The sequence below is a fragment of the Streptomyces sp. NBC_01549 genome (genome assembly GCF_026339955.1).
In the GTDB taxonomy this organism is placed as follows: Bacteria; Actinomycetota; Actinomycetes; order Streptomycetales; family Streptomycetaceae; genus Streptomyces.
Map to the genome: position 1 here is coordinate 158,347 of NZ_JAPEPW010000002.1, position 15,045 is coordinate 173,391.

Below are 15,045 nucleotides of genomic sequence, written 5' to 3' on the forward strand. Positions count from 1 at the left end.
GGCTCCGGTCAGCGACTGACGTGGGCTGATCCGCCCGCGATGAGCGCCTCGACCTCGGCGAGCGAAGCCATGGAGACGTCGCCGGGCGTGGTCATGGTGAGCGCGCCGTGGGCGGTGCCGTAGGCCAGGGCGCGCTCCAGGCCGGTGTCGCTGAGCAGACCGTGGATCAGGCCGGCGGCGAAGGCGTCGCCGGAACCGATGCGGTCCAGAACCGGCAGGCCGGGCATCCGCGGGCCGGTGACGAAGCCGGTTTCGGCGGACCAGCCGGCCGAGGACCAGTCGTTGACCCCGGCCGAGGGCACCTCGCGCAGGGTCGTCGCCAGTACTTTCGCTTCGGGCAGCAGGCCGGCCACCTCGGCGAGCGCGTCCGCCACCTCGTCGGCCCCGATGCGCGCCTGACCCGGATACGTCCCGGCCAGACCGAGGGCACCCACCACGACGTCGGCCTGCCGGGCGAGCCGCAGGTCCGCCTCGCGGGCGGCGTCGGCGCCGCCCCGGCCGGCCCAGAGGCTGGGACGGTAATTGGGGTCGTAGGAGACCGTGATCCGATGGCGGCGCGCCGCGGCCATGGCCTCGTCCGCGACATCCAGCGTGGTGTCCGACAGGCCGGCGAAGATGCCGCCGGTGTGGAACCAGCGCACCCCGGCGGAGAACACGGCGTCCCAGTCGACGTCCCCTTTGCGCAGCTGGGAGACGGCGGTGTGGGCGCGGTCGCTGACACCGAGGGCACCGCGGATGCCGTAGCCGCGTTCGACGAAGTTCAGCCCGTTGCGGGCGGTACGGCCGATCCCGTCGTCGGGCACCCAGCGGATCAGCGAGGTGCCGACGCCGCCCTGGAGGATCAGGTCCTCGACGAGCCGGCCCACCGCATTGTCGGCCAACGCGGTCACGACGGCTACCCGCCGGCCGAAGCAGCGTCGCAGTCCGCGGACGACGTTGTACTCGCCGCCGCCCTCCCAGACCTGGAAGGAGCGGGCGGTTCGGATCCGTCCCTCGCCCGGATCGAAGCGCAGCATCACCTCGCCGAGGGCCACCACGTCGATCACGTCATGCTCCTCTCGACGGCCTCGGCGGTCAGCCGGCGGATGTCCTCGTAGTCGCCGCGCTCCAGGTGGGCGGCGGTGGCCATCCAGCTGCCGCCGACGGCGAGGACCGCCGGGTCGGCGAGGTAGGCGGCCAGGCGGGAAGCGTCGATCCCGCCGGTCGGTACGAAGCGCGTCCGGGGGAAGGGGGCCGCGAGCGCTCGCAGCGTCCGCAACCCGCCGAGCGGCTCGGCGGGGAAGAGCTTGACGGTGTCGATGCCGGTCCGCAGGGCACGCATCAGCTCTGTCGCGGTGGCGATGCCGGGCACCACAGGCACCCCCAGCTCCCGGCACTTCGCGACGACCTCCTCGTCGAAACCGGGCGAGACCACGAAGCGGGCCCCGACCGCCACGGCCCGCTCCGTCTGCTCGGGCGTGAGTACCGTGCCGGCGCCGACGGCCAAGCCACCGTGGGCGGCCATCTCCTTGAGCACCCGCTCGGCGCCCGGGGTACGGAAGGTGACCTCGGCGCACCGGGCACCGCCCGCCGCGAGGGCGTCGGCCAGTGGGCCGGCCATCGCGGTGGACGGCACGGTCAGCACCGGAAGGAGACGGCAGCCGTTCAGCACGGAGTCGAAGCCGGCGGTCATCGGCCGAGCCATCCGCCGTCGACGGGCAGGACGACGCCGTGGACGTATGCGGCGGCGTCGGAGGCGAGGAACACGGTGGCGCCCGCCAGGTCGTCGGCGTTGCCCCAGCGTCCGGCGGGGATGCGGTCCAGGATCGCCTTGCTGCGGACCGGGTCGTCCTGGAGGGCCTGGGTGTTGTCGGTGGCGATGTAGCCGGGCGCGAGGGCGTTGACGTTGACGCCGTGTGGCGCCCATTCGTTGGCCAGGGCCTTGGTCAGTCCGGCGATGCCGTGCTTGGCGGCGGTGTAGCCGGGGACGGTGATGCCGCCTTGAAAGCTGAGCAGCGACGCCGTGAAGATGATCTTCCCCTGGCCGCGGGCCACCATCGACGTGCCGACCGCCCGGCTCAGCGCGAACTGCGCGGTGAGGTTGACCTGGAGCACCAACGCCCAGTCCGCGTCGGTGTGTTCGGCGGCCGGAGCGCGGCGGATGGTGCCCGCGTTGTTGATGAGGATGTCCACCGGCCGCTGGCGCCCGGCCAGGTCGACGCCCAGGGCCCGTACGGCTTCGGGGTCGGCGAAGTCGGTGCGGATCGCCTCGAAGGAACGCCCCGCGGCGAGGACGTCCTTCTCCACCGCGCTGCCGGATGCCTCCAGGCCGGCGCTGACGCCGATGACGTCCGCGCCGGCCTCGGCGAGCGCGAGGGCCATGGCCCGGCCGATGCCACGCCGGGCACCGGTGACGACGGCGAGCTTCCCGGTGAGATCGAAGGAGGTCATACGGCCACTCCCTGAGCGTCGTCGGTGTTGTCGGTGTCGGTGTCGGTGTCGGTGGTGCAGTCCACGAGGATCTTCATCACGTCACCGCCGCCCTCCAGGGCCTCGAACGCGGCGGGCGCCTGTGTGAGCGGCACGACCTTGCTGATCAGCCGCTCGACCGGAATCGTGCCGTCCGCGACGAGTGTCACCGCCTTCTCGAAGTCGGGGCGGTCGTACAACCGGGCCCCGACCAGGGTGAGTTCGCGCCAGAAGAAGCGGTGCAGGTTCACCTCGCGAGGCCGGGGGTGGATGGCGACCAGACAAAACCGGCCCCGCACCCCCAGCACGTCGACCGCGGTCTCCACGCCGCCCGCCGCGCCGGACACCTCGAAGGCAACATCCGCGCCCGCCTCCCCGGTCCACTGCCGCACCAGCTCCGGCACGTCGTCGTCAACCGGGTTCCACGCCGTCAGCCCCAGCTCCTCGGCGAGCAGCCGGCGGTGGGCGCTCAGCTCCACCACCCTGACCTCGGCCCCCGTGGCCCGCGCGACCAGTGCGATGAGGATGCCGACCGGGCCGCCGCCGACCACCACGACCTTCTCACCCTCACGCACGGCGGCCCGGCCCACGTCGTGCACGGCGACCGCCGTCGGCTCGACGAGCGCGGCTCGGTCCAGGGGAAGGGTGTCGGGCAGCCGGATGAGAGTGGCGGCAGGCACCGTCCAGCGCTGCTGCATCGCGCCCGGGGAGTCGATGCCGATGAAGTCCAGGTGCTGGCAGATGTGCTGATGGCCCATCAGGCACGCTGGGCAGGTGTCGTCCCAGCGCAGCGGCATCACCGTGACCGCGTCACCGGCCTGCCAGCCCTCCACACCCTCACCCACCCGCACCACACGGCCGGACATCTCATGCCCCAGGACAGCGGGCGCGGCGACCCGGGCGTCCATGTCACCGTGGAAGATGTGCAGATCGGTACCGCAGATACCGACAAACGCGGGAGCCAGCTCCACCTCACCCGGACCGGGCGGCACGCTGAGCGCGGGAGCCGTGTCCAGAGTGCGGGCGGAAACGTAACGGACGGCAAGAGTCATCGTGTCGTCAGGGTCCCTTCAGCGCGGACACCAATGGTCAGCAGCAGGTTGGCGTAGGTACGGGTGTCGGCCGTGACGATCGCCAGCGCCAGGTCCGGCGAGCGGGCAGCGTCGTAGAACTCGAAGCGGCCGAGCGTGTCGACCGGGACGGGTGCCAGCTTCGAGCGGTACTCGGCGATGGCCGGCGGCTCCGGTTCGCCCTCGGGCGGCACCATCACGTGGGCTGCCTCGACGGGCAGGGCGCGCAACAGGACGTCGAGCACGGTGGTGACGTCGAGCAGACCGGGGGCCAGGTTGAGGTGCACGGTCCTGGCGCGCTCGCCGGTGGCGGTGCTCGCGGGGTAGTGGCCGTCGGCGAGCAGGACGCGGGCGCCGTGGCCCGCTCCGGCCAGGGATTCGAGGATCCCGGGGTGCAGCAGTTCCGTCAGGAGCACAGTGTCCCCTCCTTCGTCGGGGCAGGGGTCAGGTGGTAGAAGGCGGTCGCGGTGCCGGCGAGGACCGCGTGGATCTCGGGGCCGGAGCAGCCGTCCAGGAGTTCCTCGACGGTGGCGGCCCAGCGGTTCCATCCGCCGGCGAGGACGCAGACCGGCCAGTCGGAGCCGAACATCAGCCGCTCGGGGCCGAAAGCGGAGAGCAGGACGTCCCAGGCCGGGCGGATGTCGTCGACGGTCCACCTCTCGTGGTCGGCCTCCGTGACCAGGCCCGACACCTTGCAGCGGACCTGGGCATGGCTGGCCAGGTCCCCCACCTGTCGTGCCCAGTCGGTCAGTTGTCGCCGTGCGAGGGGCGGCTTGCCCGCATGGTCCAGGACGAGCGGCAGCTCCGGGAGCCGCTCCGCGAGACGAATCGCCTGCGAGAGCTGGTGGCTGCGGATCAGCACGTCATATCCGAGTCCGCGCTCTCCGACCGCTCGCAACCCGCGCTCGACATCCGGTCGTTGGAGCCAGTGCGGGTCCGACTCGCCCTGCACGATGTGGCGTACGGCCCTCAGGTACCGGCCGGCGGACCCTGTCCGCAGATCGTCGAGGACGTCGCCGATCGCGGGGGATGTCAGGTCCGCCCAGCCGACGACCGCGCCGATCAGCGGGTCGCTGTCGGCCAGAGCGAGGAGGTCGCGGGTCTCGGGCACGGACGTGACGCACTGAACGACCACCGTGCTCGTCAGCCGCCGTCCGGCGATCGGCCGGGTCGCGGCCGAGCGCAGAGCGAGCGAGCTGAAGCTGCGGCGGATCGGCTCATGGCCGGGTTCGTCCAGCCAGGGCTGCGGCCGCAGGTCCAGGTCCCAGACGTGGTGGTGGGCGTCGATGAGGGCCTGGACGTCAGACACGGGCGGTCCAGACGGGGCCGTCGGGGTATGTGTACTCCTTGAGGGATTCGGGGTGCATCTGCGCGCTCAGCCCCGGCAGCGTCGGCGCCAGGTAGTGGCCGTCGACGATGCGCACCGGGTCGACGAAGTGCTCGTGCAGGTGGTCGACGTACTCGATGACGCGGTCCTCAGTTGTACCGGAGACGGCGACGTAGTCGAACATCGACAGGTGCTGGACCATCTCGCACAGGCCGACGCCGCCGGCGTGCGGGCAGACGGGGACGCCGAACTTCGCGGCGAGCAGCAGGATCGCGATGTTCTCATTGACGCCGCCGACCCGTGCGGAGTCGATCTGCACGATGTCCACCGCGCCGGCCTGGAGGAGCTGCTTGAAGACGACCCGGTTGGCGATGTGCTCGCCGGTGGCGACCTTGATGGGGTGGACGGCCTTGCGCACGGTGGCGTGGCCGAGGATGTCGTCGGGTGAGGTGGGCTCCTCGATCCAGTACGGCTGGTAGGGGGCCAGGGCGCGCATCCAGTCGATGGCGGGCTGCACGTCCCATCTCTGGTTGGCGTCGACGGCGATGCGGATGTCGTCGCCGACCGTCTCGCGGGCGGTGCGCATGCGGCGTACGTCGTCCTCCAGGTCTGCGCCGACCTTCAGCTTGATCTGCGTGAAGCCGTCGGCGACCGCCTCGCGGGCCAGGCGGGACAGCTTCTCGTCGGAGTAGCCGAGCCAGCCGGGGGTGGTCGTGTAGGCGGGGTAGCCCTGGTCGAGCAGCCGGCCGATGCGGTGCTCGCGGCCGGGTGCGGCGCGGCGCAGGATGTCCAGCGCCGCCTCGGGGGTGAGGGCATCGCTGAGCCAGCGGAAGTCGACCTGGGCGACCAGCTCCTCCGGCGACATCTCGCCGAGGAACCGCCACACCGGCTTGCCCGCGCGCTTGGCGGCCAGGTCCCAGGCGGCGTTGACGACCGCGCCGGTCGCCATGTGGATGGCGCCCTTCTCCGGCCCCAGCCAGCGCAGTTGGGGGTCGTGGACCAAGGAGCGGGAGAAGGCGCCGAGGTCGGAGCAGACCTCCTCGACGGACAGGCCGACCACGTGCGGGGCGAGGGCCGCGATGGCGGCGGCCTGGACGTCGTTGCCGCGTCCGGTGGTGAAGGCGAGGGCGTGGCCCTCCAGTCCGTCGCCGGCGTCGGTGCGCAGGACGACATAGGCGGCGGAGTAGTCAGGTTCGGGGTTCATCGCGTCCGACCCGTCCAGGTGCTCGGACGTCGGGAAACGTACGTCGAGGACGTCCAGGGCGGCGATGCGGGCGGATGCGGGCACGGCGGAGGACATTGCGGCAACTCCTGAGGAGCAGGCGGGGCACAGGGCCCCGCTGCGACGGAAAGGTGAGGCGGCTGTGGGAGGTCCGGCGGCGAGGGCCTCGCGGGTCACTCCTGGACCTTGCCGCCCGTGATGCGCGAGATGGCGAGGGCGACCAGGATGATCAGGCCGTTGAGGGCGCCGATCCACTGGGCGGGGACACCGCCCAGGGTGAGCACGTTCTGGATCATGAAGAGCAACAGGATGCCGCAGAACGCCCCGAACATGGTGCCCTTGCCGCCGTTGAGGCTGATCCCACCGATGACGGCGGCGGCGAACACGGTGAAGATGTAGCCGTTACCCTGCGCGGAGGCGACGGAGGCCAGCCGTCCGGAGAGCAGCAGTCCGGCGAGGGCGGCGAGCACGCTGCCGGTGACGATGACGATCCACAGCACTCGGTCGGTGCGGATGCCGGCCGCCTTCGCGGCGTCGACGTTGCCGCCGATGGCGTACAGCGAGCGGCCGAAGCTGGTCCAACCGAGCACCACGATCGCGACGGCGAAGAGCACCAGGCAGATCCAGATGGACGCTGGCATCCCGAACCATTCGGCGGTGCCCAGGTAGAGCATCGACTCGGGCAGCTGGAAGAAGGTCTGGCCACCGGAGATGCCCGTGAGGACACCGCGCAGCACGATCAGCATGCCAAGGGTGACGATGAAGCCGTTGAGGCCGAAGCGGATGATCAGCAGGGAGTTGACCACGCCGACCAGCGCGCCCACGGCGAGCGTGACGGGAATCGACCAGGCGCCTGGCAGCAGCCCTAGACCGTGTCCCGCGCCGGTCGGCACCACCAGCCAGGCCGCGACACCGGGCGCGAGGCCCATGGTGGACTCAAGGGACAGGTCCATCTTCTTGACGATCAGAATCATCGCCTGGGCGAGGACCAGCAGAGCCATCTCGGACATGGTCTGCAGGACGTTGATGAGATTGTCGGCCTGCAGGAAGACCGGGTTGACGATCTGGCCGACGATCGCGATGACCACGATCGCCGGGACGAGCGCGAGGTCGCGCAGCCGGGCCAGGGGTATCCGGCCGCCGAGCAGCGCGATCCGCTTCGCCGCCGGTTCCGTTTCCGTGGGGGCGGCGGTGTCCGCGAGGACGGTTTCAGGCATTGAGGGCCACTCCTTCCATCGCGGCCACGAGGTCGTGGTCGTGCCAGCCGCGGGCGATCTCTGAGGTCACACGGCCCTGGAACATCACCAGGACCCGGTCGCACATGCGCAGATCGTCGAGTTCGTCGGAGGCGATGAGCACTCCGGTGCCGGTCCGCGCGGTCTCCTCGACCTTGCCGAGGAGGAACTCCTTGGAGCGCACGTCCACGCCCGCGGTCGGGTTGATCAGGACCAGCAGTCGGGGGTCGTCGGCCAGGGCGCGGGCCATGACGACCTTCTGCTGGTTGCCTCCGGACAGGGCGGAGACGGGCAGGTCGGGCCCGGGGGTCTTGATCGCCAGGTTCTCGATCATGCGCCCGGCGAGCCGGTCCCGGCGGCTGCGGCTCAGGAACCCGTTCGAGCCAAGGCGTTTCGGTACGGACAGTGTGGCGTTGTCCGCGATGGACATGTCGGGAACGAAGCCCTGGTGGTGCCGGTCCTGCGGGACGAACCCGGCGCCGGAGGCGAGCGCCGCGGGCACGCTGCCCGGCCGGGGCCGGTTCCCGGCGATCTGCACCTCGCCCGCCGCTGCCGCCCGTAGCCCTACGACGGTCTCGGCGACCTCGGTGCGCCCGCTGCCGGCGGCGCCCGCGAGGCCGACGATCTCGCCGGCCCCGACCTGGAAACTGACGTCGTCGTACGCGTCGCCTCGCAGAGCATGGACGCTCAGTGCGGCCGTGGCGTCAGGAGTGAGGGTGCTCGCCCGCTCCCCTTGCCGGTCGGCCGCCGCCTCACCGGTCATCGCGGCGACCAGATCGGCGCGAGGAAGTTCCGCCACTGGCGCCGTGATGATGTGCCGGGCGTCGCGGAAGACCGTCACCATGTCGCAGATCTCGTAGACCTCCTGGAGATGGTGACTGATGAACAGAAACGTCACGCCCTGGCGTTGCAGGTCACGGATGCGGTCGAAGAGGCGGTTGATGGCGGCCCCGTCGAGCTGGGCCGTCGGCTCGTCGAGGATGATGAACCGGGCGCCGAAGGACAGCGCGCGGGCGATCTCGACGAACTGCCGCTGTTCGACGCTCAGTTCGCCTGCGGGGGTGTGGGGGTCGACGTCCACCGACCAGGTCGCCAGCAGTTCCTGGGCGCGGCGACGGGTGGCCTGCCAGCTGATGAGCCGGCTGCGTCCGTGGTCGTGCCGGTGCAGGAAGAGGTTCTCGGCGACGGTCAGCGCGGGGATGATCGTGGACTTCTGGTAGACGCAGGCCACGCGTTGCCGCCAGGCGTCCCGGTCGGCGGGGCGGGGGGCGGGCTCGCCGCCGAAGGTGACCGTTCCCTCGTCGGGGGCCTGAAGGCCGGTGAGGACCGACACCAGAGTCGACTTGCCGGCTCCGTTGCGGCCGACGAGCGCGTGGGTCTCGCCGGGCCTGATGGTGATCCGGGCGCCGTTCAGGGCAACCGTCGGACCGAATCGTTTGACCATGCCCGTCGCCTCGACGACGGGCGGGTCGGAGGGGACCCGTCCGTCGTCCGCCGGGACGGGCTCGGGGGTGACTGCTCGCTCCCCGTCGCTCATCTCAACCGCCTTGTTCTCGTGAGCCGTCGCGTTCCGGAGGAGGGATCAGCCGAGGTTGTTGCCCCACAGCGCCTTGTCGTCGCTCTTGACGCTGGCGACGCCGCCGAAGGTGCCGCCGTCGGCGGTGACGAGCGGGGCGGAGAGCTGGTCCTCGAGGACACCGTCGCGGACCTGGATGATGGTGCTGTCGTGGTCGGTCTTCCCGGGCTTGAACGTCTTCCCGTCGATCGCGGCCTTGAGGTAGGACAGGGCGTACTTGGCATAGAGGTCGGCCGGCTGGGAGACCGTGGCGTCGATCTTCCCGGCGGCTATGGACTTCAGTTCTTCGGGGATGCCGTCGTTGGAAACGACGAAGACGTGCTTCTTGTCCTTCGGATCGACCAACAGCCCCTTCTGCTTGAGGACTTGGAGTGTGCCGGACAGGGCGAAGCTGGACTCCATGTAAATGCCCTTGATGTCCGGGTTGGCAGTCAGGTCGGTCTGCAGCTTCTGTGCGGCAACCGCACCGTCCCAGTTGGCGGCCTCGCCGAACACCTTGATGCCGGGGTAATCCTTCTTCATGCAGGCGTTGAACGCCTCTGTGCGGTCACGGCCGTTGATGGAGTCGAGACCACCCTCCAGCATCACGACCTTGCCCTTGCCGCCGAGCTTGGTGCCGAGGTACTGGCAGGCCTTCTCGCCGTAGGCGCGGTTGTCGGCGCGCACGACCATGAACACCTTGCCGGTGTCGGGGCGGGTGTCGACGGTGACGACCGGGATCTTCTTCGCCTCCAACTGCGCGAGGGTGGGCGCGATGGCGGCGGTGTCCTGCGGCGCCATCGCGATGCCCTTGACGCCCTGGCTGATGAACGTCTGTGCGTTGGCGGTGAGTTTGGCGACGTCGTTCTGCGAGTTGGTGGTCTTGAGCGAGAGGCCGAGCTTCTTGCCGTACTCCGGCGTGTACTTGATGTAGGAGTTCCAGAAGTCGGTGTCGGAGCGCGGGTAGTCGACGCCTACCAGCGGCGCGTCACCCGATGACGCCGACGTGGTGGAGCCGCTGTCGCACGCACTGAGCAGCGCCAGTGCGGACAGGGCGGAGACGGCGGAACAGAGGGCGGTTCTGAGTCTCATCGATGCTTCCTCGCGCTGGTCCCGTAGCGGGAGATGTTTCGCCTCGACGGCATCCACGTGTCGCCGCGCAGTAGAGATGGGATGTTTATAGAGCGGCTTCCGACGAGCTGTCCAGCCCTCTGTACAAAATCGCAGCGAAAGAGGCCGGTTCACCGGTGTCCACGCGGAGAGGTGACAGCCCTCCAGGGGAGATCCATCCCATCAATCGTCGACATCTGATGGCTCGCGTTGACCGTGAAGCACTGCAAGACATGCCATGTTTACGGGATCACAATACGCACTAAGTTAAGGCAAATAAGGCTAATCACCCTACGACGTGGTCACTTTCATCCCTGCACGCTGGTTGACATCCCATGGCGACATGGCCGACCTTCATGCGGGGCCCTGCATTCCCCCTGTCCCCTTCCGCATCAGGGATGTGTCCATGTCGAGCTCGATCAACAGACGCCAGTTCCTGGCCGCCGCAACCTGCGTGGCCTCGGCAGCAGTTGCCGGAGGTGTGTTCGGTGCCGGTGTCGCCGAGGCGGCGCCCAGCACGTACACGCCCGACTGGAACTCGGTCGACCAGCACCCGCCGGCTCCGGAGTGGTTCCAGGACGCGAAGTTCGGGATCTACTTCCACTGGGGCGCCTTCAGCGTCCCCGCCTACGACAACGAGTGGTACCCGCGCAGCATGTATCAGGCGGGCAGCAACGCCAACCAGCACCACATCGCGACCTACGGCCAGCCGTCGGTGTGGCCGTACCACAACTTCATCAACGGAGCGCGGGACCTGGCGGGCAACACCGTGCAGTTCGCCCCGAAGCTGAAGTCGGCCGGCGGGAAGTTCGACCCCGACGAGTGGGTACAGCTGTTCGTCGACGCCGGCGCCAGGTTCGCCGGCCCGGTCGCCGAGCACCACGACGGGTTCTCCATGTGGGACAGCCAGGTCAACGAGTGGAACTCGGTGAACAAGGGCCCCGGTCTTGACCTGCTGCGGCTGTTCTCCACGGCCATCCGCGCAAAGGGCCTGAAGCTGCTGGTGGCCATGCACCACGCGTACCACTTCAACGGCTTCTACGAATACGTCCCCGCGCAGACGGACAGCAGCCTCAAGAAGCTCTATGGGCAGCTGGGTTCGTCCGCGGAGAACCAGCTCTGGTTCGACAAGCTCAAGGAGGTCATCGACCGCGCCCAGCCCGACATCCTGTGGCAGGACTTCAAGCTGGACGCCGTCGACGAGACGCAGCGGCTGAACTTCCTGGCGTACTACTACAACCAGGCAAACAGCTGGGGCCGTGAGGTCGTCGCCACCTACAAGGACGGCATGAACGGCGAGGGCGAGGTCTTCGACTACGAGCGCGGCGGCCCGGCCGATCTCACCGCCCCGCACTGGCTGACCGACGACAGCATCTCCAGCTCCAGCTGGTGCTACACCCAGGGCATCGGCTACTACAGCATCCCGCAGATGCTGCACTCGTTCCTCGACCGGGTCAGCAAGAACGGCAACGTGCTGCTCAACATCGCTCCGATGGCCGACGGCACCATCCCCCAGGCGCAGAAGGACATCCTGCTCGGTATCGGGGACCATCTGAAGCGCTTCGGCGAGTCGGTGTACTCCACCCGCGCCTGGACGACGTACGGCGAGGGCCCGACGAAGATGGGCGGCGGTGCGTTCACCACTCCGCATGCCGGCACTGCGCAGGACATCCGCTTCACCCGCAACAAGGCCGACAACGTCCTGTACGCCGCCGTCCTGGGCTGGCCCGGCAGCTCCCTGACGATCAAAACCCTCAGCTCGGACCGGATCAACCTCTCGTCACTGACCTCGGTGAAGCTCCTCGGGAACACCGCCGGCACCTACATCGACCTGCCCACGCCGGCCCAGAACTCCTCCGGCCTCACGGTCACCCTGCCGTCCTCGGCGCCGTACAGCGCCGGCGCCTACGTCCTGAAGCTCAACTTCTCCGGCACGATCCCGGGCCTGCGGCCGCTCGCCGGCGCCATCGCCTTCGCGGACGTCAACTACACCGGCGACTCCGCTGTCCTCACCGTCGGCGACCACACGGCGGCCGACCTGACCGCGGCCGGGCTGGGCGCGCGCACCCTCTCCTCCCTCCGGCCCGCCCCCGGCTACCAGGTGATCGGTTACTCCGGGGACGACTTGAGGGGCACCTCCTGGACGTTCACCGCCGAAAACCCCGACCTGCGCCTCACCGGCAACAACGACCGGATCGCCTCGCTGAGGATCCAGTTCAACCCGGCCACGTACTTCCGGATCACCAACGTCACCAACGGCCTCGCCCTGGACAGCGGCGGCAACGTCGCCTCCGGCTCCAACCTCAAACAGTGGACCTCGGACGGCAGCACCAACCTGCAGTGGCAGGCGGTGGCGGTCGGCGGCGGCTACTACAAGCTGGTCAACCGCACGAACGGTATGGTCGCCGACGGCTGGGGCGCCACCGCCGACGGCTCCGCCGCCAGACAGGCCGCCTGGAACGGTGGCACCAACCAGCAGTGGAGCATCACCCACCGCGGTGGTGACCACTATTCGATCGTCAACCGCACCACCGGCCTGGCCCTCGACGGCGGCGGCAACGTCGACTCCGGTTCCATCACCAAGCAGTGGACCTACGACAGCAGCACCAACCTGCAGTGGACCTTCACCGCGCTGTAGCCGACGGATTGCGCCGCCGCTGACGCGGCGGCGCAATCCGTGCCGTGCGAACCGGACGATCGTGTCGCTGCCGCCTCGACGCCCCCGACGTCAGCTCCGAAGCTGGGGGGAGTCAGCAGGCGCAGCGCTGTTCCCGTGTACGGGGGCGGAGCGGTCCTGTTGCGTTTGGGATGCCAAAGCGTGCCCCGACGCGACTGGGCGCGTGTCCCCGGGGGACGGGCAGCCACACTCAGTGAAAGGGACACGAATGCAGAGAGATGGCATGCATATGATATTCAGTGTGACGTGGTGGGGACGTGGGAGGCGTACGGGAGTGCTCGCCGCGGTGACCGCCTTACTCGCGGCGCTGCTGACCGGACTGGGTGCCGCCGGGACGGCGCAGGCGGCCACGGTGGATACGAGCGCGTCATACGTGCTGGTCAACCGGGGCAGCGGCAAGGTGCTCGACGTGTCCGGTGCGAGCACCTCCGACGGGGCGGGCCTCACGCAGTGGACCCGCACCGACAGTGCCAACCAGCGGTTCCAGTTCGTCGACTCGGGCGGCGGCTACTACCGGCTCAAGGCGCAGCACTCCGGCAAGGTGCTGGACGTCTACAACTACTCCACCGCCGACCACGCGGACATGGTGCAGTGGAGCGACCTCAACGGCACCAACCAGCAGTTCCGGCTGGCCGATTCCCCGGACGGTTACGTCCGGCTGATCAACCGCAACAGCGGCAAGGCCGTCGAGGTCGAGAACGCCTCCACCGCGGACGGCGCCAAGGTCGTGCAGTACACCGACTGGGGCGGCGCCAACCAGCAGTGGCAACTGGTCCGCGAGACAGGAGTGCTGACACAGGTGCACACCGCGGGGCGGGTCAAGGACGCCGGGAACACCGTGCAGTACAGCTGGCCTGGTGTGTACTTCGAGGGCCGCGTCAGCGGCACCGGCGTGGGCATCGTGCTCAACGACTCGGCCGCCGACTACGACGTCCAGGTCGACGGAACCACCGTCGCCACACTCGTCACGCCCGGCAACACCACGCACTGGATCAACGGCCTGTCGAACAGCACACACACCGTCCGGCTCGTCAAGCGCAACGACACCCCGGGGGACACCAGCACGTTCGGAGGCTTCGTCGCCGCGCCCGGCGGTGCCGTACTGAGCAAACCGGCCGCCCGCAATCGCCAGATCGAGTTCGTCGGCGACTCCCTCACGGTGGGCTACGGCAACCTCTCGACCTCCCGCACCTGCACCTGGGACCAGGTCAAACGGAACACCAACTCCGATGTGAGCTACGGCGCCCTCACCGCCCGGCAACTGAACGCCGACTACCAGATCAACGGCTACTCGGGCCTTGGCATGGTGCGCAACTACAACGGAGGCTCGCCGGACCTCACGTACCGGACCTTCTACGACCGTGCCCTGCTGAACGTGTCCGGCGACGTCTGGCAGAACCCAGGCACCTGGCGCCCCCGGGTCGTGGTGGTCAACCTCGGCACCAACGACTTCTCGACCGCCATCAACCCCGGTGAACCGTGGACGCCCGACAGCCTCGCGGCCGCCTACCGCAGCGCCTACGGCGACTTCGTCCAGAAGCTGCGCACGCGCTACGGGGCCGACACGACCATCGTGGCGGTGGGCGCAGGCCAGTACGCCGGCCATGTCCAGCAGGTCGTCAAGGCGCGCAACGACGCCGGCGACAGCCGGGTCCGCTACTGGTTCCTCGACGACTCGGGCCTGGACTTCCTCGGCTGCGACTGGCACTACTCGGCCCACGACGACCGACTCATCGCCGACCGGCTCACCTCGTTCATCGCCGGTCTGCCGACAGGCTGGTGACGCCACGGGCGGCTGCGGGCGGCTACGGCCGGTTCGGTACGACCGAGTTGATCGGCGTCAGGTTGAAGACGCCGAACTCGTTGAGCTCGATGGCGGTCACGCAGTCAACGCCGTTGTAGCCGTTGCACAATTGGGCGGTGGCGTTGCCGCTGCCGTACTGGTTGTTGAGCACATAGTGGTCGCCGAACTGGTCGCTCAGATTGTGGGCACCGTAGCTGTAGAAGATGTCCGTCGGCGTGCTCGTATAGATGTCCGCACCCTCGGGGTAGATACACACCGCCCCGCCCGGACAGCCGTACACGGGCCTGTCATTCGCGTGTGCCGAGCCGGTACCGACCGCCGTCAGAGCAGCCGCGGCGATGGCGAGCGCGGCGGCGCCCCGCGTGATCCTGCGCATGATGGTCTCCTTCAGTCCGCGGCCGACCCCCGTCGGCCGCCACCCCTGCGAGCCGAGGTCGACGACCTGATCGATGACGGGTCGCGACCTGCCGTCGTCGCGCCAACCCTGCGACGGCTACGCCGCCTCGTCCATGAATTCGATCCTGTTCAAAGCGACTCGGCGGCCTTCGCCGGCGGACCTCACCGTCTCAAGGAACCCCAGCCGACGCGCGGCTGGGG

At 69.3% G+C, this 15,045-nt stretch carries 13 protein-coding genes; 2 read left to right on the forward strand and 11 right to left on the reverse strand.

Annotation, left to right across the window (positions count from 1 at the left end; all coding sequences use genetic code 11):
- Positions 1-8: 8 nt before the first annotated feature.
- The 10 genes from OG819_RS35225 to OG819_RS35270 form a co-directional block, all read right to left on the reverse strand.
- Positions 9-1,046: a sugar kinase gene (locus OG819_RS35225; RefSeq protein ID WP_266653180.1), complete on the reverse strand. Its 1,038-nt coding sequence runs from the start codon at positions 1,044-1,046 to the stop codon at positions 9-11.
- Complete coding sequence (locus OG819_RS35230) at positions 1,043-1,672, reverse strand: bifunctional 4-hydroxy-2-oxoglutarate aldolase/2-dehydro-3-deoxy-phosphogluconate aldolase (RefSeq protein WP_266653182.1); 630 nt, start codon at positions 1,670-1,672, stop codon at positions 1,043-1,045. Before OG819_RS35230 ends, OG819_RS35225 begins: the two co-directional genes overlap by 4 nt.
- Positions 1,669-2,430: an SDR family oxidoreductase gene (locus OG819_RS35235; RefSeq protein ID WP_266653184.1), complete on the reverse strand. Its 762-nt coding sequence runs from the start codon at positions 2,428-2,430 to the stop codon at positions 1,669-1,671. The genes OG819_RS35230 and OG819_RS35235 overlap by 4 nt, the downstream gene beginning before the upstream one ends.
- Positions 2,427-3,500, reverse strand: a complete 1,074-nt coding sequence (locus OG819_RS35240) for an alcohol dehydrogenase catalytic domain-containing protein (RefSeq protein WP_266653186.1) — start codon at positions 3,498-3,500, stop codon at positions 2,427-2,429. The genes OG819_RS35235 and OG819_RS35240 overlap by 4 nt, the downstream gene beginning before the upstream one ends.
- Complete coding sequence (locus tag OG819_RS35245) at positions 3,497-3,934, reverse strand: RbsD/FucU domain-containing protein (RefSeq protein ID WP_266527155.1); 438 nt, start codon at positions 3,932-3,934, stop codon at positions 3,497-3,499. Before OG819_RS35245 ends, OG819_RS35240 begins: the two co-directional genes overlap by 4 nt.
- Positions 3,925-4,827 (reverse strand): amidohydrolase family protein, encoded by a 903-nt coding sequence (locus tag OG819_RS35250; protein ID WP_266653188.1) that lies wholly within the window; start codon positions 4,825-4,827, stop codon positions 3,925-3,927. Before OG819_RS35250 ends, OG819_RS35245 begins: the two co-directional genes overlap by 10 nt.
- Positions 4,820-6,145 (reverse strand): L-fuconate dehydratase, encoded by a 1,326-nt coding sequence (locus tag OG819_RS35255; protein WP_266653190.1) that lies wholly within the window; start codon positions 6,143-6,145, stop codon positions 4,820-4,822. The genes OG819_RS35250 and OG819_RS35255 overlap by 8 nt, the downstream gene beginning before the upstream one ends.
- Before the next feature lie 95 nt (positions 6,146-6,240).
- The gene (locus OG819_RS35260; RefSeq protein WP_266653192.1) at positions 6,241-7,284 is read right to left on the reverse strand and encodes an ABC transporter permease; all 1,044 of its coding nucleotides are present in this window, start codon (positions 7,282-7,284) and stop codon (positions 6,241-6,243) included.
- The gene (locus OG819_RS35265; RefSeq protein WP_266653194.1) at positions 7,277-8,839 is read right to left on the reverse strand and encodes a sugar ABC transporter ATP-binding protein; all 1,563 of its coding nucleotides are present in this window, start codon (positions 8,837-8,839) and stop codon (positions 7,277-7,279) included. Before OG819_RS35265 ends, OG819_RS35260 begins: the two co-directional genes overlap by 8 nt.
- Positions 8,840-8,884: 45 nt before the next feature.
- A complete protein-coding gene (locus OG819_RS35270) occupies positions 8,885-9,949 on the reverse strand; it encodes a sugar ABC transporter substrate-binding protein (protein ID WP_266633878.1) in 1,065 nt (354 codons plus the stop codon).
- A gap of 424 nt (positions 9,950-10,373) precedes the next feature.
- On the opposite strand from OG819_RS35270, the gene OG819_RS35275 reads away from it, so the two are divergent.
- Both OG819_RS35275 and OG819_RS35280 read left to right on the forward strand, forming a co-directional pair.
- Positions 10,374-12,605, forward strand: a complete 2,232-nt coding sequence (locus OG819_RS35275) for an alpha-L-fucosidase (RefSeq protein ID WP_266653196.1) — start codon at positions 10,374-10,376, stop codon at positions 12,603-12,605.
- Between the two features lie 325 nt (positions 12,606-12,930).
- Complete coding sequence (locus OG819_RS35280; protein WP_266655422.1) at positions 12,931-14,427, forward strand: RICIN domain-containing protein; 1,497 nt, start codon at positions 12,931-12,933, stop codon at positions 14,425-14,427.
- A 22-nt stretch (positions 14,428-14,449) separates the two neighbouring features.
- Here OG819_RS35280 and OG819_RS35285 read toward each other — a convergent pair whose 3' ends face one another.
- Complete coding sequence (locus tag OG819_RS35285; protein ID WP_266653198.1) at positions 14,450-14,824, reverse strand: hypothetical protein; 375 nt, start codon at positions 14,822-14,824, stop codon at positions 14,450-14,452.
- Between the last annotated feature and the right edge of the window lie 221 nt (positions 14,825-15,045).

Excerpts from the sequence above, each read along its gene's own strand:
- OG819_RS35230 (WP_266653182.1), bottom strand. The coding sequence starts at position 1,672 with ATGACCGCCGGCTTCGACTCCGTGCTGAACGGCTGCCGTCTCCTTCCG.
- OG819_RS35235 (WP_266653184.1), bottom strand. The coding sequence starts at position 2,430 with ATGACCTCCTTCGATCTCACCGGGAAGCTCGCCGTCGTCACCGGTGCC.
- OG819_RS35240 (WP_266653186.1), bottom strand. The coding sequence starts at position 3,500 with ATGACTCTTGCCGTCCGTTACGTTTCCGCCCGCACTCTGGACACGGCT.
- OG819_RS35255 (WP_266653190.1), bottom strand. The coding sequence starts at position 6,145 with ATGTCCTCCGCCGTGCCCGCATCCGCCCGCATCGCCGCCCTGGACGTC.
- OG819_RS35260 (WP_266653192.1), bottom strand. The coding sequence starts at position 7,284 with ATGCCTGAAACCGTCCTCGCGGACACCGCCGCCCCCACGGAAACGGAA.
- OG819_RS35265 (WP_266653194.1), bottom strand. The coding sequence starts at position 8,839 with ATGAGCGACGGGGAGCGAGCAGTCACCCCCGAGCCCGTCCCGGCGGAC.
- OG819_RS35270 (WP_266633878.1), bottom strand. The coding sequence starts at position 9,949 with ATGAGACTCAGAACCGCCCTCTGTTCCGCCGTCTCCGCCCTGTCCGCA.
- OG819_RS35275 (WP_266653196.1), top strand. The coding sequence starts at position 10,374 with ATGTCGAGCTCGATCAACAGACGCCAGTTCCTGGCCGCCGCAACCTGC.
- OG819_RS35285 (WP_266653198.1), bottom strand. The coding sequence starts at position 14,824 with ATGCGCAGGATCACGCGGGGCGCCGCCGCGCTCGCCATCGCCGCGGCT.